This is a genomic window from Candidatus Zixiibacteriota bacterium (assembly GCA_019038695.1).
GTDB lineage: Bacteria > Zixibacteria > MSB-5A5 > GN15 > FEB-12 > B120-G9.
Window position 1 is genome coordinate 235,448 of sequence record JAHOYZ010000010.1, and the last position, 20,230, is coordinate 255,677.

The window sequence follows — 20,230 nt, forward strand, 5'->3', positions numbered from 1 at the left end:
ACGAATAGACCATGATCTATGTTAATGTTGGACAATGACATTTCATCAAATGGAGATCAGTAGAAAGTGACAAAAAATGGTGACCCCAACGGGAATCGAACCCGTGTTTACGCCGTGAAAGGGCGTCGTCCTAGGCCACTAGACGATGGGGTCACATAATCTCGTGGCGGCACATATTATACCCTTTTCGGCTGATCTGTCAAGAAGATAAACACAACAGGTCAAGCCATCTCCAATCTTAATCCCAGAATAACTCCGGTTGGCTATCTGGCCTGAGAATATGTCGTTATGATGCACCGACTACAGATTAGAATACTTCGGCGCTGAAACGATATATTTCGACGTCGTCCTTCTTGTAGCTGTTCATGGGCAGGCCCGCTTTCAGGCAGGTTTGCTGAAGAAATTCAGTTACGCCCCAACCATTTTCGGTAGCTACTTGCGGGAGAAGTAATCCGGTGTGCAGTTCGAGCTTCACCAAAAGTCCATCCCGTCCGACCTTAATCTCGCCGAAATCATGTACTCGCTCAAGGTGTGACAAAACCGAAATCTCGATTTTTGCGTCCAGAAATTCGACCGGTGTTAGTTTTGGGAATCGGGGATCCTCAAATGCCGCCGCCACAGCCATCCCGGAGATAGTCTTATAGAGTGGCTGTACTGCCCGGATCTGGCCAATACACCCTCGCAGTTTACCATTGAGAGTGATCGTAACAAAAGCACCCTTGTTGTCCTGCAAAGATTCGTATGGGGTCGGTTCGTACTCCCTTCCAGACAGGTGAGAGGCGATAGCATCTTTGGCAATCTTCAGCAGGCATTGCCTGTCTTCGTCAGTGAGTCCGGGTTTTTTCATTCGGGCTGGCATGGCACCCATCGTAGGCGAGGTCGATACGGCTTTCTTTTCCGCCACCATCACGGCTGATAGATATCCAACGACATCATCAAAATCACCGGTTGTCTCGCCCGAGGTAGTATAATGCAGGAACTGCATTGTACCGGCTCCCAGTCGTTTGGCGGCTATCATTGCGGCGGCCATCGGCCCCCCGCCACAGGCTTCTCCGCGACCGGATTCGAGAGTATCTATCAGCATCTGTGGGTCATATTTTTCAATAGCTGTCCGCACCGTACCATCCATCCGGTTGGCGATTTTCACGGGATGCTGGTGGGACAGATCGCTGGATGCAACTATGAGGCTGTTGGTGCCTTTCAGAGCCGACGCCAGCGTTTCGCCGAGGCCGCGGATGTTGTCCCCTTCCTGTTCACCCATAACAATTGCGACCAGTTTGAATTGGCCTAACACTACCTGAAGAAACGGTAACTGAACTTCCAGGGCGTGCTCACCGCGCGTACTGCCACTGGCGTGCCCCTGGTTGGAGAGATAGACTGAGGGGTTGATGTCGGCAATTCGGGCCGACAATTCAAAGTCGGTAGCGATCTCGCCCAGCGGAGTTCGGTAGCCGCCGCCGTCATATACCGATGAACCACGGAAAAACACATAGTGCGAAGGGGATATGATAACGACGGTGTCGAACTGCTCACCCTCAAGCATTTTGTAGGCGTGGGCGGCAGTGTTACCGGAATAGATATACCCGGCGTGGGGAACGATAAGCGCCCGGGGGTGTCCCTGGACGGGAGCTTTCTTTGTTTCCGAGAACATGGTGGCTATTGTTTTTGTAAGCTCACCCGGAGATTTGGGGTAGAACTTTCCCGCCCAGGCGGGGGGTCTGATATCGAATCGACTGTCACTCATGTTTTTTCTTTGTCCTCTGGATACACTCAACCACTTCTGTACTCATGGTACGACGGGGAAGAGGAAAAGTCAAATAGGGGGTGAGGGGCTAGAACGGAAGGTCTACATGTTCGTATTTACCCTTGTAAGCGATGTGCCCATCAATCGTGTGAATGATTGTATAATTCCTTTGCGGAGATTCAAACGAAAACCCATTTTGTGGCTCGGTGTAATCACGTGAAATAACCCCCTTTGAGAAACAGAACTCAAACATGTATTGGTATTGCTCCTCACTCATCTTGTTATAGCTAATACTCAGACCGTTCTCACGTAAATTGACGCTTGTAACGAACTGTTGCCTTCTATGAAAACAAAGAGGTCCAAACTTCGTCCGACCTCCATATTTTGCTCGTAGCACGGGATCTAGTAAATTCAGAAGTGTTACACGCTCAGCGTCGGAGCGACAAACCAGATATGCCAGGTGATCATCCAACGATAGTCTTCTCGGTATAACTACTTCTGCACACCGACTCGCAACTATTGTACGCTTGAACTGAGGATCAGACATCCCGGTACCATCATCGTGATATATCTTTGAAAAATCCAACATAGATAGATCAGCTGTATCGTCATAGGTTTGAGAACTCTGCAGAGCGAGGTTCTGTTCGCTAAACCTCATATCGGGGATTGAAAGAACACTCTTTGACGAAAACAACAGGTACACCGGTACAGGGCAATGAGCGTCGTGCTCAGTCTTGAGATTGCCACCTAAGGTAAAACCCTCAATATGCCATAATGGTGGGGTTTTTGGACGAAAATACAATCTCACGAAATCCCCGATCCAGTCCGGTGAGTTCTGGAGTACGCTCTGGCTGGCCGAATCACACTTAAGTAACGAACCGCTCTTAGCATTATTCCGGCTGAGTAGGTAGCCATTCATCAGAATCGCGGGGATATTATCTATGTCGGTGTAGTGAAATAGAAAATTCGGCCAGAAGCGTTTGTTCTTGTATTTAACTCGCAAGTTGTCAATGAATTGTCGAACATCATCTTTGATTGGAAAAGACGTGTTCATATTTGAAGGCGGTTGTTCGGTCGCACTTCACTGCTGAATAGGTCCCGCTCTATCTTGACCGGCCGGAGCTGCAGAGCCGGGGAGGACTCTGTACCCAACACTATCAACGGCCTTACATACTCAAGCTTCAGCATCAGCGAAATTACGGCATCAGAAAGACTGAAACCCATTTGCACAAGGTCTTGCGTCTGGCACACTCCCTTATCTCTAATGAATTGCCAGAGCTCCAGCCAACCAGTCGCTACATCGTCACCTCTCCAGGGCGCTGATAATAGCACACCATGTTGCCTGATACAGAACCGATCACCTTCCTCGAATACCTCGAAGGCCTCGCCCGTTGAATCCTCGAAGTGCTTTGAAGCTTTACTGAGTCCCAACAAGTCAGTCTTGAACTCTTCAAACGGCAAGGATACCGGTTCCGAAATCAGCCACAACCGCATTTCCTTGAGTTCCTTGTGCTCAGGAGACACAAACCGGTCGATTTCGTATACGAAGATGTCAATCGGTAGCTTCCTGAGATGTTTCTCCATCAATGGTTTCACAACTTGCCATTCCAATTCGCCATTACCACAACCCAATTGAGGGAAGGCCACCGAGCGAAGACCAAGACGTTCGTAATTGGCCACAAAGGTTGCCAATCCACGTTCGATCCACTCAAGCCTTGAGGGTTGTCTCCAATGCTGTTTCGTGGGGAAGCTGAGCACACTTTTGTTCGGTGTATGGTAGATCCAGAGCTTCCCAGTTGTGAACTCCCCCCGTTCGCAGAGCTGCTGGTATTCCTTGAACATCTCGGGGAAAAGCCGCTTGAACTCCTTGGCCAGCCCTTTGCCCATGGCCCCGACGGTGTTGACTGTATTCACCAACGTTTGGGCCGGAGAGTTAAAGATATTTCCTTCGACAAACAGCACTGGGTACTCCTTACTTGCTATCTTGCATCAATAGAATATAAACTCACAAGCCAATTGGCTGTACGCTGATAGTAACTCAACTCAGTAATGTACGCAATCACTTTCCCCCTCCTACATCCTCTCGACACAACCGGCGATGAGTTCGCGGAGTTTTGGTTCGGCTTTCGTTGCGTTGCCGATTACGTCATCAAGCGAACAGGGTTTCATCGCATCCGGTAAACCCATATCCGTTACAATCGAGAAGCCCAATACTTTGTTGTGTTGATGATGCGCTGTGATTGCTTCCGGTACGGTTGACATCCCGACCGCGTCCGCACCAAAACCACGCAACATCCGATACTCAGCGGCTGTCTCAAGGCATGGTCCTGTCAGGCCAACATAAACCCCTTCCTGCAAGCGAAGGTTCTGCTCCATCGCGACATCTTTGGCAAGTTGCTGGTATTCACGATTGTAGACCTCGAACATATCCGGGAAACGGTCGCCCCAGTTGTCATCATTGGGACCGATCAGCGGGTTGCCGGGGAAGAAATTGATATGGTCCTTGATGAGCATAATATCCCCCGCCTTGAAATTGGGATTCATACCCCCGCAGGCATTGGAAAGAATCAGCGTTTCGATGCCAAGTTTCTTGAGGGTCCGGACGGGAAAAGCAATCTGCTGGAAACTGTATCCCTCATAGAAATGAAACCGCCCCTGCATACAGACTACAGATTTGCCGCGCAGTTTGCCAAAAAGCAAACGTCCGGCATGGGATTCTACTGTCGAGACGGGGAAGTGGGGGATTTTGTCGTAGTCGACAGTGCCGACCATCTCGATTCCATCAACGAGCGAGCCAAGGCCGGTACCGAGAATGATCCCGATCTGGGGTTTGAAGTCTATTTGGCTTTTTATGTAATCGGTCGCTTCATCAAGCATACGATGCATGTCTTCTATGGTCTGCACAAGTCAGCTCCTTCCGATGGATAGCATTTCGTTGTTTCTGGCAGGAATATAAGGCAGGCGTAGCTGTAGGAAAAGGCACAAAAAAAAGAACCGGCCAGGGTAGGGGAGTCGTCTGCGGCCGGTTCTTCTTATCGAGTGGGTATGTTATTTAGCTATCTTGAGTAGCCTTGTCCATCTCCTCTTCAAACTTGGCGGCAACTTTATCGAGTTCGCCAGCGAGATCATCAGGACTCAAGGCCGGTTTTCGATCAATGTCCACTGCGTTAGGTTCGACCGAATCAGATTGTCCATATTCCTCAGTCGGTACTTTATCAGTGCTGGATTTGTCAGAGCTGTCATCGCCCTCGACCACAAAACCTTCCGGGATATCTGTGGACAGAGCGGTTGTCTCGACAAGTTCACCGACTTTCGGAATTGCAGGCTCCGTCGATCTCGGCGGCTGAGTCTCATCATCACTTGATCGTGGTTGATCGGTTCGGTAGCTCTCGAGCGCAGCAGCCAACTCCGGATCGACTGGCTTGTCAGCATCTTCTGCTTGTTCGGGTTCTTCCTCATCGGTCGTTGAGGAAGCTGGATCTATCGTATCGTCGGCGTTTGCCTCTTCGGACCGGATCGGGTCTGGTGAAGGCGGTTCGTCGCTGATTATCTCCATCTTTTCTCGAGTGACATCAGATGATTCGGTAACTTCGACACGATCTTCCGGGTCCGAGACCTCGGATTCGTCACTGGACAATTCCTCAATCATCTCCAAATGAGACTGGATCAAATTCCGGAGCTTAGCCAGATAGGATTTCTTGGTCAACTGGAGCTGGTTTATCTGATCTTCGAAATGAGCCACTTTGCTGGCTCTCGAACCAATGATTTCGTCGGCCTCGGTCTTAGCTCTGGTGACAATCAGCTCGGCCTCTTTCTTGGCGTTATCGACTGTGAGGTCAGCGTTCCGACGAGCGTCGATAGCAGCACTCTTAATAGTGTCCTCAAACTGACGAAGCCCTGAGAGTTGTGTCTTGAGTGAGTCGATCTCCATGGACAGCTTCAGGTCCTGCTGTTTCATGCCCTCAAGAACAGTCGCCACATCCTCCAGGAAACTCCGTACATCTTCCTTGTCGAATCCACGCATCTGGGTATCAAACTCGTAGTTGCGTATATCATTTGGTGACAGATCCATATTGGTATCTCTCGTTCTTAGGGTTTCTCATGCTCATTGGCCGTGCTAACTCTACGAAGAGGCGGCACGGTTTAAGAGCAGTTTCATTTCGATACACTCCATTAATTATATCGGGACATTCTCCGGAATATTGAGCCCAATTGGAATGGTGTCGATTATTACCGTTCTTCCGTACTGGACAGCAAGGAATCAGGAGTTTAGACGGTTGTGCCATGAAAAAACGACCGAATCTCCTAGAGATACGGTCGTTTGTATTTTCGACTGACTATCTATCAAAAATGTCAGCTATTCACTTCTTCCTCCGATGGTTCTTCCTTCGATTCCTCGGAGTCCTCATCCTTGGCGTTGAAGGTGAACGTCAATTCGGTGTCGTTTGCACCGATGGTCAGCTCACAGTCACCGGCAAATTGACCCCGGAGAATCTCCTCGGCCAATGGATCATCGAGATACCGACGCAGAGCACGGGCCAGCGGACGAGCACCAAACTCAGGCTCATAACCCTTTTCGGTCAGGAAGCCCCTGGCCTGCTCAGTAAGATTGAAGCTGATACCGCGCTCCGCCAGTTCTTCGGCGGTATCGGCTATCATAATATCTATGATCTGAGCGATATGTTCGCGTTCGAGAGAATGGAAGATGATGGTCTCATCAAGACGGTTGAGAAGTTCGGGACTGAAGGTCTTGCGCAGTTCTTCTTTGATCTTCGACGACATGCCGTTAAACGAGAGATCAGTTGCCGAAGCAGCAAAGCCGACCGTTTTGTCATCACGTAGTTGTCGGGTTCCTAGATTCGAAGTCATAATGACAACAGTATTTTTAAAGTCTATCTTCCGCCCGAACGAGTCGGTCAGTTGACCATCGTCGAACAACTGGAGTAAGATATTGAAGACATCTGGATGAGCTTTCTCGATTTCATCCAACAGAACTACCGAATATGGTTTGCGCCGGACTTTCTCGGTAAGCTGCCCGCCTTCTTCGTAGCCGACATACCCCGGAGGTGCGCCGATCAGGCGAGAGACAGCGAACTTTTCCATGTACTCCGACATGTCAATGCGAATCAGGGAGTCAGTATCTTCGAACAGGAAGGCCGCCAACTGGCGCGCCAGTTCGGTTTTCCCAACGCCGGTAGGACCGAGAAATATGAAAGTGCCGATTGGACGTCGACGATCACCTAGGCCAGCTCTTGCCCGTCTGATGGCTTTGGCAATGGAAACGATTGCCTCATTCTGGCCGATGATTGTCTTCTGGATTTCTTCTTCCATCCGCAACAAGCGTTTGGACTCATTTTCTTCCAGACGGAACAAGGGAATACCGGTCATTTTGGCCAGCACAGTAGCGACGTCATCAGTCGACAACGTGATCTTGTTGTTCTCGCGGGCTTCCTCCCACTCTTTCTGTAGCTTGGCCAGTTCGTCCTTTTTTACTTTGATTTCGTCACGGAGTTGCGCCGCTGTTTCAAAAGCCTGGCTTTTGACGGCATCCTCTTTAGTCTTCACCAAGTCGGCCAGATCGGTCTCAATCTCTGAGAACTTTGGTGGCCGGGTGAAGGTTGAAAGGTGAGCGCGCGAACCAGCTTCATCGATCAGATCAAAAGCTTTGTCGGGCTGGAACCGGCCGGAGACATAACGATTGGAGAGTTTGACGGCCGCCTCAATGGCCCCGTCGGAAATAATCAGTTGGTGATGTTCTTCGTACTTGGGCCGCAGACCTTTGAGAATAGCAATGGTGTCTTCTTCCGATGGCGGATCAACCATCACGGTCTGAAAACGACGTTCCAGCGCTCCATCCTTCTCGATAAATTTGCGGTATTCATTCATAGTGGTGGCGCCGATACAACGTAGTTCGCCACGTGCCAGAGAAGGCTTGAAGATATTCGAAGCGTCGAGCGATCCTTCCGCTCCACCCGCTCCGACGATCGTATGGATCTCATCAATGAAGATGACCACATCGGTAGCATTGATGATTTCGTTCAAAACTGCTTTAAGTCGCTCTTCAAACTGACCGCGATACTTTGTACCAGCCACCAGTGAAGCCATGTCGAGCGTGACCAGACGTTTATTCTCAAGTGTCTGCGGTACACGGTTCTCGACGATACGCTGGGCGAGTCCCTCGGCGATAGCTGTCTTGCCCACGCCTGGTTCTCCGATGAGGACCGGGTTGTTCTTTTTGCGACGTGACAGAACCTGGGATACACGCTCGATTTCGTCGGTGCGTCCTATGATCGGATCGAGCTTACCGCGCCGTGCCAGTTCGGTCAGGTCGCGTCCGAAATGATCGAGGGCGGGGGTTTTTGATTTCTTGCGCTTCTGCTTGAACGATGAAGGCTGCCCGTTCTGGATGTTCTTCAGTTCTTCGTAGGCTTCTTTGTAGTCAATATCATAAGTAGACAGCACTTGAGCGGCCACACCTTCTTCATCCTTGAGCAGGGCCAGAATAATATGCTCGGTGTCGATATCCTTTGACTTCAAAGCCCGAGCTTCCTGCCCGGAGACCTCAAGAGTCTTTTTGGCACGAGCGGTCAGGGGTAACTGGCCCATAGTCATGGTTCCACCAGAAGGCTGCACAACTTCTTCGATCGACTGCCTGAGGTCATCCGATTCGAGACCAAGGTTGGTAATGATTTCCAGACCCCGTCCTTCGCCAAGACGGATAAGACCCAGCAGCAGATGTTCGGTACCAATATAGTCATGGCGCAGACGCGAGGCTTCGTCTCGGGCGAATTCAATGGCCTTACGCGCTCGCTCGGTAAACATTTCGTTCATAGCCTGCTGTCCTTCCCGATTTCGTCCGTGTTATAAAGTCCGTGTTGCAACATCATATCGGCCTCAGTTGTTTCTCAGTTTCTCACGCACCATCTGGGCACGCACAAAATCCCGTCGATTGGGATCCATTTCCGAACCATAGAATTTCTGCAAATGGGCTGGCTGCGATAGCAGCAGAATATCATTAATTAGGGCTACATCCAGAGAATCGATAATCTTCATGGCGTGACCGAGTCGTACCGCCGACAGCAGGTTCATCACCTCCTCAGAGGTGAGTACCCTGGCAGTCTTGAGAATACCATAGGCGCGCCAGATCTTATCTTCGATCATATCCCCGGCTTCGTCAATCAAACGTTGCCGCGCTTCGGCTTCCTTGTCGATAATCTCGCGGGTGATTCTGGTGATGTGGTTCAGCACCTCTTCTTCGCTAATACCCAGCGTATTCTGATTGGAAACCTGGAACAGGTTTCCCAGCACATCCGAACCTTCTCCGTAAAAACCTCGGACGATCAAACCGCTGCGAGTGATGTGCGAAATGACGAGGTCAATATCTTTGGTCAGAACCAGCCCTGGCAAATGGATCAGAACCGAGGCTCTCATACCGGTACCGGCGTTGGTGGGACAGGCGGTCAGATAGCCGAAATCCGGATCGTAATCATACTCAAGATAGCGACCCATTTCAGCATCATACTTTGTTACCAACTCATATGACCCGTTGGGGTCAAGGCCGGATGAGAGCGCCTGAACGCGCAGGTGGTCCTCTTCGTTGACCATGATTGAGACTCGTTGCTGAGGGCCGACATACAGAGCTTTGGACAACTCGCCGTTGAGAAAGGCAGGCGAGATAAGATGCCGTTCGACCAGGAAGTTGCGGTCCAGCTCAGAAATATCGGACGCTTTGAGATACTGGCCTTCCTGGAGAAGACTTGATCGTTCCACCGTCGAATCGACGTATCCAACAATCCGTTTCCTTGTCTCGGCATCAGCCGATGGGGGAAACTTACAGCCGGCGACATTGCGGGCCAGGCGCACCCGGGTAGAGAGTACTACAAGTGCATCTTCGCCCTGACCGGAAAGCCAAACGGCCGGTGATGTGGCCATTTCTTCGAACATCGTTCCCAACTTTCTTACCCCTATTACTATTGATCGAGAGCCAAGCTCTCTCTCATTGCTTTCAGTTTGTCGCGAATCTCGGCCGCGCGCTCAAAATCTTCGCCTTCAATTGCTTTGATCAACTCCTCTTCAAGGCGTTCTTCTTCCCGAACCGGCAGTACCTGCGGAGTTTCCGGAGTAGATGTGTCGAGGATTACCGGACTACGACCGCGATGCAGCGAGGCACCGTGGATTTTACGCATGATTGGTTCCAACTGTGTGCGGAAGGCTTTGTAGCATTCACCACAGCCGAAACGACCCTGTCCGGTGAATTCCTGAAAGGTCAATTCGCAGTTGGGACAAGCGATCTGCTCAACCTGTTGCTTTTCGGCGCTGGGCATAGCCGATCCCAATCCGGATAGAAGCTCAGCCAATGGAAAGGGTACATTGTCCAATGGCGAATGAAATCCCCGCGAGGCAGCACACTCTTTGCATAGGTTGAGCGTCGTTTTCTCGTTGTTAATGATCTGCGTCAGATGAACCTGAGCTTCCCGATTATTGCAATCCTGACATAACATATCTTCTACCTAACTCGATTGGTGTTCACAAATACAGCCATCGATAATCTCAAGTTGACGATTGCACATTTGAGCCAGTTCCTGATTGTGAGTCGCGATCAGAAAAGTCGTGGCTCGGTCCCTGTTCAGCCTGAGGAGAAGATCGTGAAGTCGGCGTCCGGTTGAGGTATCCAGATTGCCCGATGGCTCATCAGCCAGGACAATCCGGGGCTCATTGGCCAAAGCACGGGCTACTGCAACGCGCTGTTGTTCACCACCCGACAACTGATTCGGGCGGTGATTCTTTCTATCACTTAAACCCACGAACTCCATTAGGAGTTCCCCCCTGTCCAGAGCTTCACGTCGCTTGCGACCGGCTATCAACAAGGGAATCATAACATTTTCCAAAGCGCTGAAGTCTTCCATAAGGTGGTGCATTTGGAACACGAAACCAATCTGTTGGTTTCGGAAGCTTGCCAACTCTTCCTCCGATTGTGGGCCAAGGCTGGTTCCGCCGATTCGCACTTCGCCGCTGGAAGGTCTGTCCAGGCCGCCCAACAAGTGTAGCAGAGTGGATTTGCCCACTCCCGATGCTCCGGTAACCGCCACCATCTCCCCTTTGTGCAGATTCAAGGTTATTCCCTGTAACACCCGAACGGTTGCCTCTTGTGTACAAAATTCTCGGTAGATGTTGTCGGCCTCAAGAATCCAATTGTTGTCGTTCATATGCCTATCTCATCGTGCGTACACAATGCACGCCCGTATAATAACATTTTCGCCAGATTTCGAGAAACGTTTAGTCGTTATTAGAATATCAGTCATTTAACGCCTCAAAACATCGATTACCGAAAGACGCGCCGCCTGATATGCTGGATATAACGCCGCGAGGAAGCAGATACCATAGGTGAGAGCACCAGCGATGAGAAAATCGAGCGGGTGTATTTCGATAGGCAGATAGCTAATAAAATAGATATCTGGTGGCAATGAAATGATCTCATAGCGGTTTTGCAACAAAGCGGCAATAATAGCCAACCCCCAGCCAAGTACTACGCCATAGGTCGCAATTACTAATCCCTTGTATACAAATATTTTACGGATCGAACTTGGTGTCGAACCGATTGTTTTCAGAATCCCAATTTCGGTTCGTTTTTCCATCGTCAACATGACCAGGGTGGAAATTATTGAGAAGGCGGCCACCAGCACAATCAGGATAAAGCCCAGAAACAGAATCTTCTTCTCCAGGGCGATCCAGGTGAAAAGATTGCGATGCAGTTCATTCCAGGGCACTACGTCGTATCTGAAACCCAGAGCAGAGTCGATCATCGGGGCTAACCCTTCGGCTAGATAGACATCACTCAGCTTCAGATGGACCGTAGTAACGGCATCACCGGTGCGAAAAAGTTTCTGGGCGGAGGTCAGAGAAATATACGCCATCTGAGCGTCGAACTCATACATGCCGGTTTCGAGCAGACCGGAAATATAGAACCGGGCTACCCGAGGGCGGGCACGACGATGGAGATCTTCTCCTCGTAGTGAGTACAGAGCCACCGAGGAACCTAGAAAAACGCCCAGCCGTTCGGCCAGGTTAGCACCAATAATCATGCCCGGAATGGAGTCACCATCTTCAACAATGGGGCTGAAATCGTAATCACCGATGGTGACATTTTGGGCGACAGATGATGTTCGACGTTCCATTTCGGGATCGATGCCACGCAGAACTATGCCGTCTCCGGCTGAGGCCGATGCAATAGCCGCTTTATAATAAATAAACGGCGAAGCTGCCACCACCCCGTCAATGTTCTCCAGAGTATCAATCAGCTCACCGTAATTATCGATGAACGGTTCCCCCAGAGGGAAAACAGAGATGTGGGAAGTGGTACCCAGTAAACGGGAACGAATCTCAGATTCGAAACCGTTGTGCATCGACATCACAAAACAGACCACTGCGACCCCCAGCATTACACCAAGAATGGTGATCCAGGTTGACACCGAGACAAAGTACCGGCCGGAATGTAAATAACGACGAGCAATGAATGTTTCGTACCGCATGCTGCCATGAGTATACGGAGATATTGTACACAATCACAACCACTTTCCGCTCACCAGCAATCACCACACCCGTTGAAATGGCGAGACACTCCAAATGGAGCCGGGTTTAGCCTGTCTATGTGGGGTCAAGGCCAGCACGAATCATCAAGAGGGCGACGTTGTGGTAATGAAAACGAATGGCCACCCGTCGATACCGAGGGTGGCCATCCGAATCTGTCATCGTGCTAGTACGAGTTACGGGCACGCCACCGGTGGTATACCACCAGTGAATAGGTATGCCACCAGATGAGTCAGGTCGCCGATATTGATCTCGCCATTGCCATCTATGTCACTTTCCTCTTCGCATGGTGGCTCCGATCCTCCGGTGAATAAGTACGCTACAAGGTAAGTCAGGTCAGCAATATTGATCTCGTCGTCGATATCACCGTCAACATTGCCACGCATTCCGTCACCATTGCAACAATCACATGGATTGGGTTCACAGGGTTCACCATCGCCTGCGTATACACGCCCCAGTACGTCTACACAATACCACTCAGTACGCTGTAGACACTGGCCATCATCTTCCCTACAACAGGCGCCAACCGGACTACAGGGATTGGGATCGCAGGTTGTCCCATCGCCAATATAGAGATGATCCAGCGCCTCGCAGTCGGCTTGAGTTTCGATCGAGCAGCCGCCATTGCGGTCGCAGCAGGCACCTACTGGCTGAACTATGTCGAAACAAAGTGGGGCAAAACCGGGTTCGATTTCAGTATCAGGTGCTTGTCCCATGAAATCGGGAGGAGTGCCATGGGTACCGGTTTCATCCGAAAAAGTCCATGTTGCTGCCTCGGGATAGAATATCGGTGTGATACACACCCCGCCAGAAGTTGGTGCTTCACCTTCGGGGATGTAGAACTTCAGGGTATATATGTGTTCCGCGTTACCAGCAGGAAGTCCACTACCCATCATCATTGTAGCTCCACCCACCATGATACTGTCAGGTGAACTATTATCAATTGCTTCTAAGCCCCTGAATAAGAAATCAAAATAGGATGTTGGAGAAGGCAGAAGAGCATTGATGTAATCATAAGAGCCACTGCCGTGAGTGGGATCAAATACATAGTTGGTGGCAATGCCGATTTGGAGGTTAATTGTAAAACCAGAGAGATCATCCGAGGGATTCAACAACTGGATCTCAAGCACGTTAGTATCACCGATATTGGCAACACCAGAGCCGCCATTAAGCTCAACTATCACGTTTCCTTCGAAATCGGGGGTGAGGGTCTCTGTCTCGTCGCAGCCAACAGGTAGCGGACCACCTCTAAACAGGCGGTGCGAAAGGAACTGTAAGTCGCTTATGTTGATATTTCCATCCGTATTACAATCGGCCTGTTCCAAGCAGGGTGGTTGCGGGCTTCCTTCATAGAAGATATATTGCATCAAATAGACCAAATCGGTTACGGTTATTTCAAATGTAGACTCAACCTCATTGTCAACATTCCCGCGGGTGACACAACAGGTGTTGTCGAGGATTACTTCTATCTCAGGACAAAGGGAAGGGTTATTCAGGAAGAAATCAGGATCGTCCGAGCACAATGTTATGTAGAACTTGACGGTGTCATCATCCGGAATCAGGCTGGTATCAAGATCCAGAATCAAGTCCATCGAATCACCTGGACTGATGGTGCTTGAAGCCAATGGTAAATCTATGCTCTCAAGGTATGGCGGCACACCTCGGCTACCGTAGCTGTCCGATTGTGAGCTTCGAACAGAAACTGTGAATTCATTGATTTCTCCATCCTGCTCAACACTAAATCGAGATTTCCCAGAAGAAGGCTCTTCGGGAATGTTCACGTAGCCTGTGTTCTCATCCCCTGTGACCGAACTGAAGGTCAGAAGATCACAGCCGGTGTTTGTAAACACATTCGGGAAAGTGACTATGCCGTTTTCATCGGGATCATATAAAACCTTGATGGCGGGGTGATAGTTCTGAATCTCCAGGCGAGGGCGGTCGGACTGGATGGTTAGATCAAACAGTGCTCCCCAGTAAGCAGCAAACAGAACATGAAGATCACCGTAACTGTCTTCGGCAATAGCTCCACTCAGCCCCATATTACTGGGGAAACCACCAAACGAAATCCGTCTGCGAAAGAGCTCAGTTCCATCATCAGCTTGATAGCAACTGAGGAAACCATCATCATCAAAGATCAGGAGTTTGTTGGGACCGCTGGTTTCAGTGGTCAAAATACCCTCACCATAAAAAGCCCCTCCCGAATACGAGGAAGATGTCCATTCAACATCACCTGTTGTCTTATTGATGGCATAAAGATGTCCGCTTAGAGGGGAAGATGCCCAACGTGACAATGAGGACACATACACCCTGTTTTCTCCAATAATCGGAGTAGTATACTTAACTCTGTGAGCCTGAGTGACCGGACCGGCTAACTGGCCGTTGGAGGCATTGATGCGATAGAACAGCCCGTCAGCAGGATAATCACCGTTAACTTCTGAGTTCACATAAAGAACATCGAGATTCGAGTCATAAGAAATGCCTCCAGAAAATAATTCCGAAGAAACAGATCCACCATACTCAGTTGTTCCCTGAAGACCACCGGCCGACGACAACTGCCAGTTGATGGTGCCGTCTGTTGGGTCTATAGAATAAACATCCCCATAATACCCGCTGGCATTAGTTGCTGTGAACAGGCTTACCCCATCGGTTGCCAGGGAAACAGTAATCGGGTAACCGAGAGATACAGGGAATGCAGGAATTTTACTTCCTGTGAGGGCATCCGCCCCGACTACATAACCGTCATCGGTAGTCCAGAAGACGTAGTCTGTTCCCCCGATACTCAGCACGGTAAAGACGCCGTATCTAACGTATCCATAAAGCTCTGAGGGAGTTGTCGTAACGTCTCTGCTCCATATCAATGCACCGGTACTGAAATTATAAGCCGCCACAGACGCATAATCTCCGCCCGCTACGAACATGACAGGGTCCGGGTACCCGGTGATCGGTGTGATGGTGGGAATGCAGCGAAGCATGCCCCCTATTTCCGGGGATCCAGACAACGTATATAGTTCGTTTCCATCCAGATCGAAGACCTTGTATTCGTAAGTGAAGTTACAGACCACTTTGTCCCCGTACACCGCGGGACCTGCGCTTAGGCCCGTTCCATAGGATGGATGTACAAAACTCCAGTTCAGGGTCAGGTCACATTCCGCGTCGCCGAGGGCAAGTTCACTTCGGCCAGTGCGGGCATAATCATGATTCCTGGTGGGCCAGTGAGGGGTTGGTTCTACAATGGTGAAACAATGCGGTCCGCTCCAGGGGGGTGGATAGCCGCCCCCTCCAACGAAAGCCCAGAGCCAGGAGCCGGAAGGTGGGTAGAAACAGGAATCAATGCAGAGTGTCTTACCTATTTGCGATTCATCGACTTGGGTAGATATCGTCCACACTTCTTCATCAAAACCATCCTCAAATCCAATAGTGGAAAACATAACAGAAGCAGAAAAGCCTATTGTATCCGCCCCGCTGCCATTTACACTATGTTCACCTACCCAAAAGCCAAGGTCAAAACGGTTGGACCAGCCAATATTAGCCGTATCCCAGGTAAGTGGTTGCCAGGTTGCGCCATCCGGGGAGTACACTCTGAATCCATTTGAAAAAGCTCCCACATAACTACCATTTCCAGGTTGGTAAGTAGCCCTGATATGAAAATTGATCGGGGTGTTTGATTCAATCTGATCCGGAGCAGAAAAACCATCAACATGATCCAAAGATAGACCTTCAAAAGCTCCATTTCCATTTACTATAAACATGGGGTAGCCTTGATTCCCCCAGAAATCGTACCATTCGTAAGTACTGCCACCGTAGGAGAAAAAATTATCACAGGTATCCGGGGTGGTATTGTCGTCGAATATAAGACTCGGAATAGTATAGTATACACCCGAATTATACTCAACACCTATGAAGAAAGGCCCACTAACACTACAGGGAGTCGGGAATATCGCCGTTCCAAAGGCAGAGCTATAGGTAGCTTCATCAGCAATGATAGTGAAGCGGCATAACTCAGCTCCGGGACCATTACACTTGCTACCATTATTGTCGTATACAACAATATCGATATCGGCCGGCCATACGACGGTCCCCGGATTATAATCATATAGTGCAAAACTGAATGATGTGATCTCAAACGGGTAACCAGGATCTCCGCACATCACGTATGGATCGAAATAGGTGACCACATTGTCGCCGGCAAGCCAACCGCTCCAATTACCGTACATTGTTCCGGTTGTTTTATACATAGTGCACATTGCCCTGGAAGCTGGAGCGTCAATAGAAATTGGTTCGATAATTTGCTCCAGCCGAGTGTCGCGTGGCGTATCAGCAAAAGCTGATAAAGCCAGCATCAGTGTGAGAATGATTAGAAGTAGATAAACCTGTCTCATGGAGTTACTCCTTCTGCGGATGCGTTTGTTCGTCCCAATAAAATAAACCGTTGCGTCTTACCACATTAATCAAGCCTGCTACACCTGATCATGGGTAATTTAGTCAATTCGTATCGAAAAAGCAAGGCTTATAGCAATACTCCCCCTAATACCGTTAGCTGGAGACCAATACTATTCTATTTGCCTGCGCGGAAGATCGTCTATTACTTAAGTGGAAACGGCAAAACTAATGTGGAGGAAAACACAATGTGCAGAAATACCCGGACGTTGGTAACGCTCATAACTGCAGTTTTGATCTTTAACGGCAGCTATACTATAGCCTGCACTAATCTGCTGGTAACCAAAGGTGCATCGGTCGACGGCTCGGTGATGATTACTTACACTTGCGATGGGACGTTTCATCCTGAGCTTGAATACTCACCTGCTGCTCACTACGAAAAAGGCGATTCACTGGCCATCACCAACTGGCAAGGGGAGGTTCGCGGCTGGATCGAACAGGTAGAGCATACTTATGCAGTCGTGGGAATGATGAACGAGCATCAACTGGCCATAAGCGAAACGACGACCAGTGGCCGCAAGGAATTGCGAAACCCGGACGGTTTGATGCACTACTGGGACCTGATGGAGCTCGCATTGCAACGCGCCCACACTGCTCGCGAAGCAATCAAAGTCATGACCGATCTGGTCGAACGTTACGGTTACCTCTCGAACGGCGAGTCATTTTCGATTGCTGATCAGGACGAGGCCTGGATTATGGAAATGTTCGGTCCCGGCGAAGGTGGTCAGGGCGCTGTGTGGGTCGCTTTGCGCATCCCCGATGGCTACATCTCAGCCTATGCCAACAAGGGTCGTATCGGCGAGTTCCCTCTCGATGATCCCGAGAACTGCCTGTACAGCAAGAACGCAATATCGCTGGCTGTTGAGAAGGGCTACTACGATCCTGACTCTGGTGAGCCGTTTCTGTTTAGCGAAGCGTATTGTCCGACAACACCAAGCAACCTGCGATTTTGTTCTGCTCGCGTGTGGAGCATATTCCGTCGAGCCGCCCCATCACAGGATTTCTCCGCTGATTATCATCGGGGCGTTGTCGATGCGGAGCCTTACCCATTGTGGATCAAACCCGACACAAAACTCTCGATCGCTGATGTATTCGCGTTGATGCGTGACCACTACGAAGGCACCGATTTTGATGCCACTCAGGGAATTGATGCCGGTCCCTATGGCACCCCCAATCGTTGGCGACCGCTAACCTGGCATGATCCCGACAACGCCGATACGACTATGGAATATGGTTGGGAACGATCCATCTCGACCCAGCAAACCGGTTTCTCTTTCGTGTCTCAATCGCGTTCATGGCTACCTGATCCTATCGGGGGCGTCTACTGGTACGGCGTCGATGACACCTACATGACTTGCTACGTTCCCCTGTATTGCGGAATCAACGCCGTCCCGGAATCTTTTGCTCGTGGCAGTTTAAGCGCATTCTCGTGGGAATCCGCATGGTGGGTGTTTAACCTGGTGGCCAACTACGCCAATCTGAAATATAGCTACATGGCTCCTGAGATTCTGGCGGTACAAGCCGAACTTGAGGGAGCTTGCTTCAAATTGCAACCAGTCATTGAAAAGGCAGCTCTCGAACTTTGTGAAACTGACCACGAGTTGATGACCAGGTACCTGACGGGTTATTCAGTTGGACAGGGCGAACAAACGATGGCTCGTTGGAAACAACTGGCGGAACATTTGATCACTAAATACAATGACGGTTATGTGCAGAATGAGGAGCATCGGCCAAAGGATAAGGGATATCCTGATTCATGGCTGCGAAGGGTACTAAAAGAACGCCCCGATCAGTTCAAACTCCCTGTTTGGGATGACGCAACCGAGGAACACAAACTGGTGGACTGAGGCACAAGTGCCCTTCTCTACAACTACAGGGAAAGTAGGTAGTTGTAGGGTAGAACTCCTTGGTGGTTCTGCCAATTCAAAATGGCGGAACCACTATGAAGGGTTCCACCCTACAAGAAACTGCTTCTTTATGGAAACGGTAACACTGTCGTGGACGCAGAAAGTACATAGGTTTCCGGTATGACAAAAGCGATCCGTATATACACCGCTATCTTCCTTGCAACCATAACCGCCCGACTGGTCTTTCACAGTCTGACCCGGTTCACGTTTGACGATGCGTTTATCACTTTCCGATATGCCGCAAACCTCGTTGCCGGGAACGGTTTTGTCTTCAACCTCGGTGAGCGAGTGCTGGGAACAACTACGCCATTATTCACGTTGATACTGGCCGCGTTCGGAAGTATCGGTCTGCCCATTCCTGGTGTGGCTCTTGTTGTCTCGTTATTAGCCTCGGGTCTGACAGCGATAGTGCTGTACCGGTTTGCTGATGCCGTCGGTTTCGCCCGGTTTGCTTTTGTTCCAGTGGTCATCTACGCTTTCTTTCCACGCCTGCTTCCTACTGACACTGGCGGAATGGAAACCGCATTGTTCACGTTACTGGTGACTGCGGCGTTTTATCTGAATCACCAGCAGAAACCTATACATGCGATTACGATGGCTGCTCTGGCAACGCTGGTTCGTCCGGAAGGGTTGATGATCATTGGTCTCTTAATGATCTATATTTTGTTCAAACAACCTCGGCAGATTATTCATGCAATGCTTGCAACGGTGCTGATCCTCCTGCCGTGGGTCATATTTGCTACCGTCTATTTTGGTTCACCGATCCCCAATTCTATTGGTGCCAAACTGGCGTTGTATAGTCGGGTGTGGGCCTCATCGGCGGGTGGCAACCTGATCTTTGTGATGGGCTGGCACAATCCGTTCGGATGGATAATGACCACCCTGACCGTGGTGGGAGGTTGGTGGTTGATACGCAAGTTTCGGTTTGGTTATCTGGAGTTGGTGTGGATGATAGCGACTATAGTTGCCCTGACTTTCAGTTCCACATTGGTCTTCAGGTGGTACATTGCACCGATCTATCCCATCTACATTCTGTTCGCCTCGGCCTCAATTCTCGTATTGGCTAATCGATGGACATGGTTGAAGAGCGAGTCGTCGGCACTAAGATACTCTCTGGGAGCGGGGCTGATCGTTCTCCTGGTTGCAGCCAATTACCCGACGGTTAAAAACTACCGCCTCGAGTGGGATGTTCTCTCTGTCATCCACAATGGTGTGGTTGAGTATATCCAGGCCAACGCGGAGGAAGACGATGTTGTGGCTACTGAAGACCTTGGCCATGTCGGCTATTATCTGAACCAGCCGATTCTGGACCGGGCTGGTCTTGTCACGCCTGTCACGGCGGAATACAATCGACGGGGGGATTATATGGGATTAATAATTGACTCTCAGCCGGAGTGGCTGGTTATCTCGCCATCAGATCCTACGGCTGCTTTTCTCGACAGTGCAGTTTTCATCGCATCATATGAGTACTGCGAGACTTTCGCCTCCCCTCTGCTGGATGCCTGGGCGTTCAATGTGTACCGACGTGTGGAGTAGCACGATATCTAACAATTAC

Annotated in this window: 13 protein-coding genes and 1 tRNA gene; 2 read left to right on the plus strand and 12 right to left on the minus strand. The window is 50.1% G+C overall.

The genetic code is table 11. From position 1 onward, the window contains the following. Positions 1–77: 77 nt before the first annotated feature. From KOO62_05000 to KOO62_05055, 12 genes are all read right to left on the minus strand, one after another. Positions 78–153, minus strand: a tRNA-Glu gene (locus tag KOO62_05000). Positions 154–307: 154 nt separating this feature from the next. Beyond that, a complete protein-coding gene (amrB, locus tag KOO62_05005) occupies positions 308–1,744 on the minus strand; it encodes an AmmeMemoRadiSam system protein B (protein ID MBU8933347.1) in 1,437 nt (478 codons plus the stop codon). An 88-nt stretch (positions 1,745–1,832) separates the two neighbouring features. Next, the gene (locus tag KOO62_05010; protein MBU8933348.1) at positions 1,833–2,798 is read right to left on the minus strand and encodes a DUF4433 domain-containing protein; all 966 of its coding nucleotides are present in this window, start codon (positions 2,796–2,798) and stop codon (positions 1,833–1,835) included. Next, the gene (locus tag KOO62_05015) at positions 2,795–3,706 is read right to left on the minus strand and encodes a macro domain-containing protein (protein MBU8933349.1); all 912 of its coding nucleotides are present in this window, start codon (positions 3,704–3,706) and stop codon (positions 2,795–2,797) included. Before KOO62_05015 ends, KOO62_05010 begins: the two co-directional genes overlap by 4 nt. A gap of 111 nt (positions 3,707–3,817) precedes the next feature. Then, positions 3,818–4,630: a purine-nucleoside phosphorylase gene (locus KOO62_05020; GenBank protein MBU8933350.1), complete on the minus strand. Its 813-nt coding sequence runs from the start codon at positions 4,628–4,630 to the stop codon at positions 3,818–3,820. A 166-nt stretch (positions 4,631–4,796) separates the two neighbouring features. Then, positions 4,797–5,816 (minus strand): DivIVA domain-containing protein, encoded by a 1,020-nt coding sequence (locus tag KOO62_05025; GenBank protein ID MBU8933351.1) that lies wholly within the window; start codon positions 5,814–5,816, stop codon positions 4,797–4,799. 281 nt (positions 5,817–6,097) lie between these two features. Beyond that, positions 6,098–8,575, minus strand: coding sequence for an ATP-dependent Clp protease ATP-binding subunit (locus KOO62_05030; GenBank protein MBU8933352.1), 2,478 nt, complete (start codon positions 8,573–8,575; stop codon positions 6,098–6,100). Positions 8,576–8,638: 63 nt separating this feature from the next. Further along, on the minus strand, positions 8,639–9,697 hold the full coding sequence (locus tag KOO62_05035) for a protein arginine kinase (GenBank protein MBU8933353.1): 1,059 nt from the start codon (positions 9,695–9,697) through the stop codon (positions 8,639–8,641). Positions 9,698–9,714: 17 nt separating this feature from the next. Beyond that, complete coding sequence (locus KOO62_05040) at positions 9,715–10,245, minus strand: UvrB/UvrC motif-containing protein (protein ID MBU8933354.1); 531 nt, start codon at positions 10,243–10,245, stop codon at positions 9,715–9,717. Between the two features lie 9 nt (positions 10,246–10,254). Further along, on the minus strand, positions 10,255–10,950 hold the full coding sequence (locus KOO62_05045) for an ABC transporter ATP-binding protein (GenBank protein ID MBU8933355.1): 696 nt from the start codon (positions 10,948–10,950) through the stop codon (positions 10,255–10,257). Between the two features lie 96 nt (positions 10,951–11,046). Then, entirely contained in the window at positions 11,047–12,273 is a 1,227-nt protein-coding gene (locus KOO62_05050) for an ABC transporter permease (protein ID MBU8933356.1), read from the minus strand. A 234-nt stretch (positions 12,274–12,507) separates the two neighbouring features. Continuing rightward, the gene (locus tag KOO62_05055) at positions 12,508–16,710 is read right to left on the minus strand and encodes a PQQ-binding-like beta-propeller repeat protein (GenBank protein ID MBU8933357.1); all 4,203 of its coding nucleotides are present in this window, start codon (positions 16,708–16,710) and stop codon (positions 12,508–12,510) included. 246 nt (positions 16,711–16,956) lie between these two features. On the opposite strand from KOO62_05055, the gene KOO62_05060 reads away from it, so the two are divergent. Both KOO62_05060 and KOO62_05065 read left to right on the plus strand, forming a co-directional pair. Further along, the gene (locus KOO62_05060) at positions 16,957–18,615 is read left to right on the plus strand and encodes a C69 family dipeptidase (GenBank protein MBU8933358.1); all 1,659 of its coding nucleotides are present in this window, start codon (positions 16,957–16,959) and stop codon (positions 18,613–18,615) included. A gap of 180 nt (positions 18,616–18,795) precedes the next feature. Beyond that, positions 18,796–20,211: a hypothetical protein gene (locus tag KOO62_05065; protein MBU8933359.1), complete on the plus strand. Its 1,416-nt coding sequence runs from the start codon at positions 18,796–18,798 to the stop codon at positions 20,209–20,211. The last annotated feature ends 19 nt before the right edge of the window (positions 20,212–20,230 follow it).

What these genes read in the sequence shown, in the direction of transcription:
- amrB (MBU8933347.1), bottom strand. Translation starts at nt 1,744, where the DNA reads ATGAGTGACAGTCGATTCGATATCAGACCCCCCGCCTGGGCGGGAAAG.
- KOO62_05010 (MBU8933348.1), bottom strand. Translation starts at nt 2,798, where the DNA reads ATGAACACGTCTTTTCCAATCAAAGATGATGTTCGACAATTCATTGAC.
- KOO62_05020 (MBU8933350.1), bottom strand. Translation starts at nt 4,630, where the DNA reads ATGCATCGTATGCTTGATGAAGCGACCGATTACATAAAAAGCCAAATA.
- KOO62_05025 (MBU8933351.1), bottom strand. Translation starts at nt 5,816, where the DNA reads ATGGATCTGTCACCAAATGATATACGCAACTACGAGTTTGATACCCAG.
- KOO62_05030 (MBU8933352.1), bottom strand. Translation starts at nt 8,575, where the DNA reads ATGAACGAAATGTTTACCGAGCGAGCGCGTAAGGCCATTGAATTCGCC.
- KOO62_05040 (MBU8933354.1), bottom strand. Translation starts at nt 10,245, where the DNA reads ATGTTATGTCAGGATTGCAATAATCGGGAAGCTCAGGTTCATCTGACG.
- KOO62_05045 (MBU8933355.1), bottom strand. Translation starts at nt 10,950, where the DNA reads ATGAACGACAACAATTGGATTCTTGAGGCCGACAACATCTACCGAGAA.
- KOO62_05050 (MBU8933356.1), bottom strand. Translation starts at nt 12,273, where the DNA reads ATGCGGTACGAAACATTCATTGCTCGTCGTTATTTACATTCCGGCCGG.
- KOO62_05055 (MBU8933357.1), bottom strand. Translation starts at nt 16,710, where the DNA reads ATGAGACAGGTTTATCTACTTCTAATCATTCTCACACTGATGCTGGCT.
- KOO62_05060 (MBU8933358.1), top strand. Translation starts at nt 16,957, where the DNA reads ATGTGCAGAAATACCCGGACGTTGGTAACGCTCATAACTGCAGTTTTG.
- KOO62_05065 (MBU8933359.1), top strand. Translation starts at nt 18,796, where the DNA reads ATGACAAAAGCGATCCGTATATACACCGCTATCTTCCTTGCAACCATA.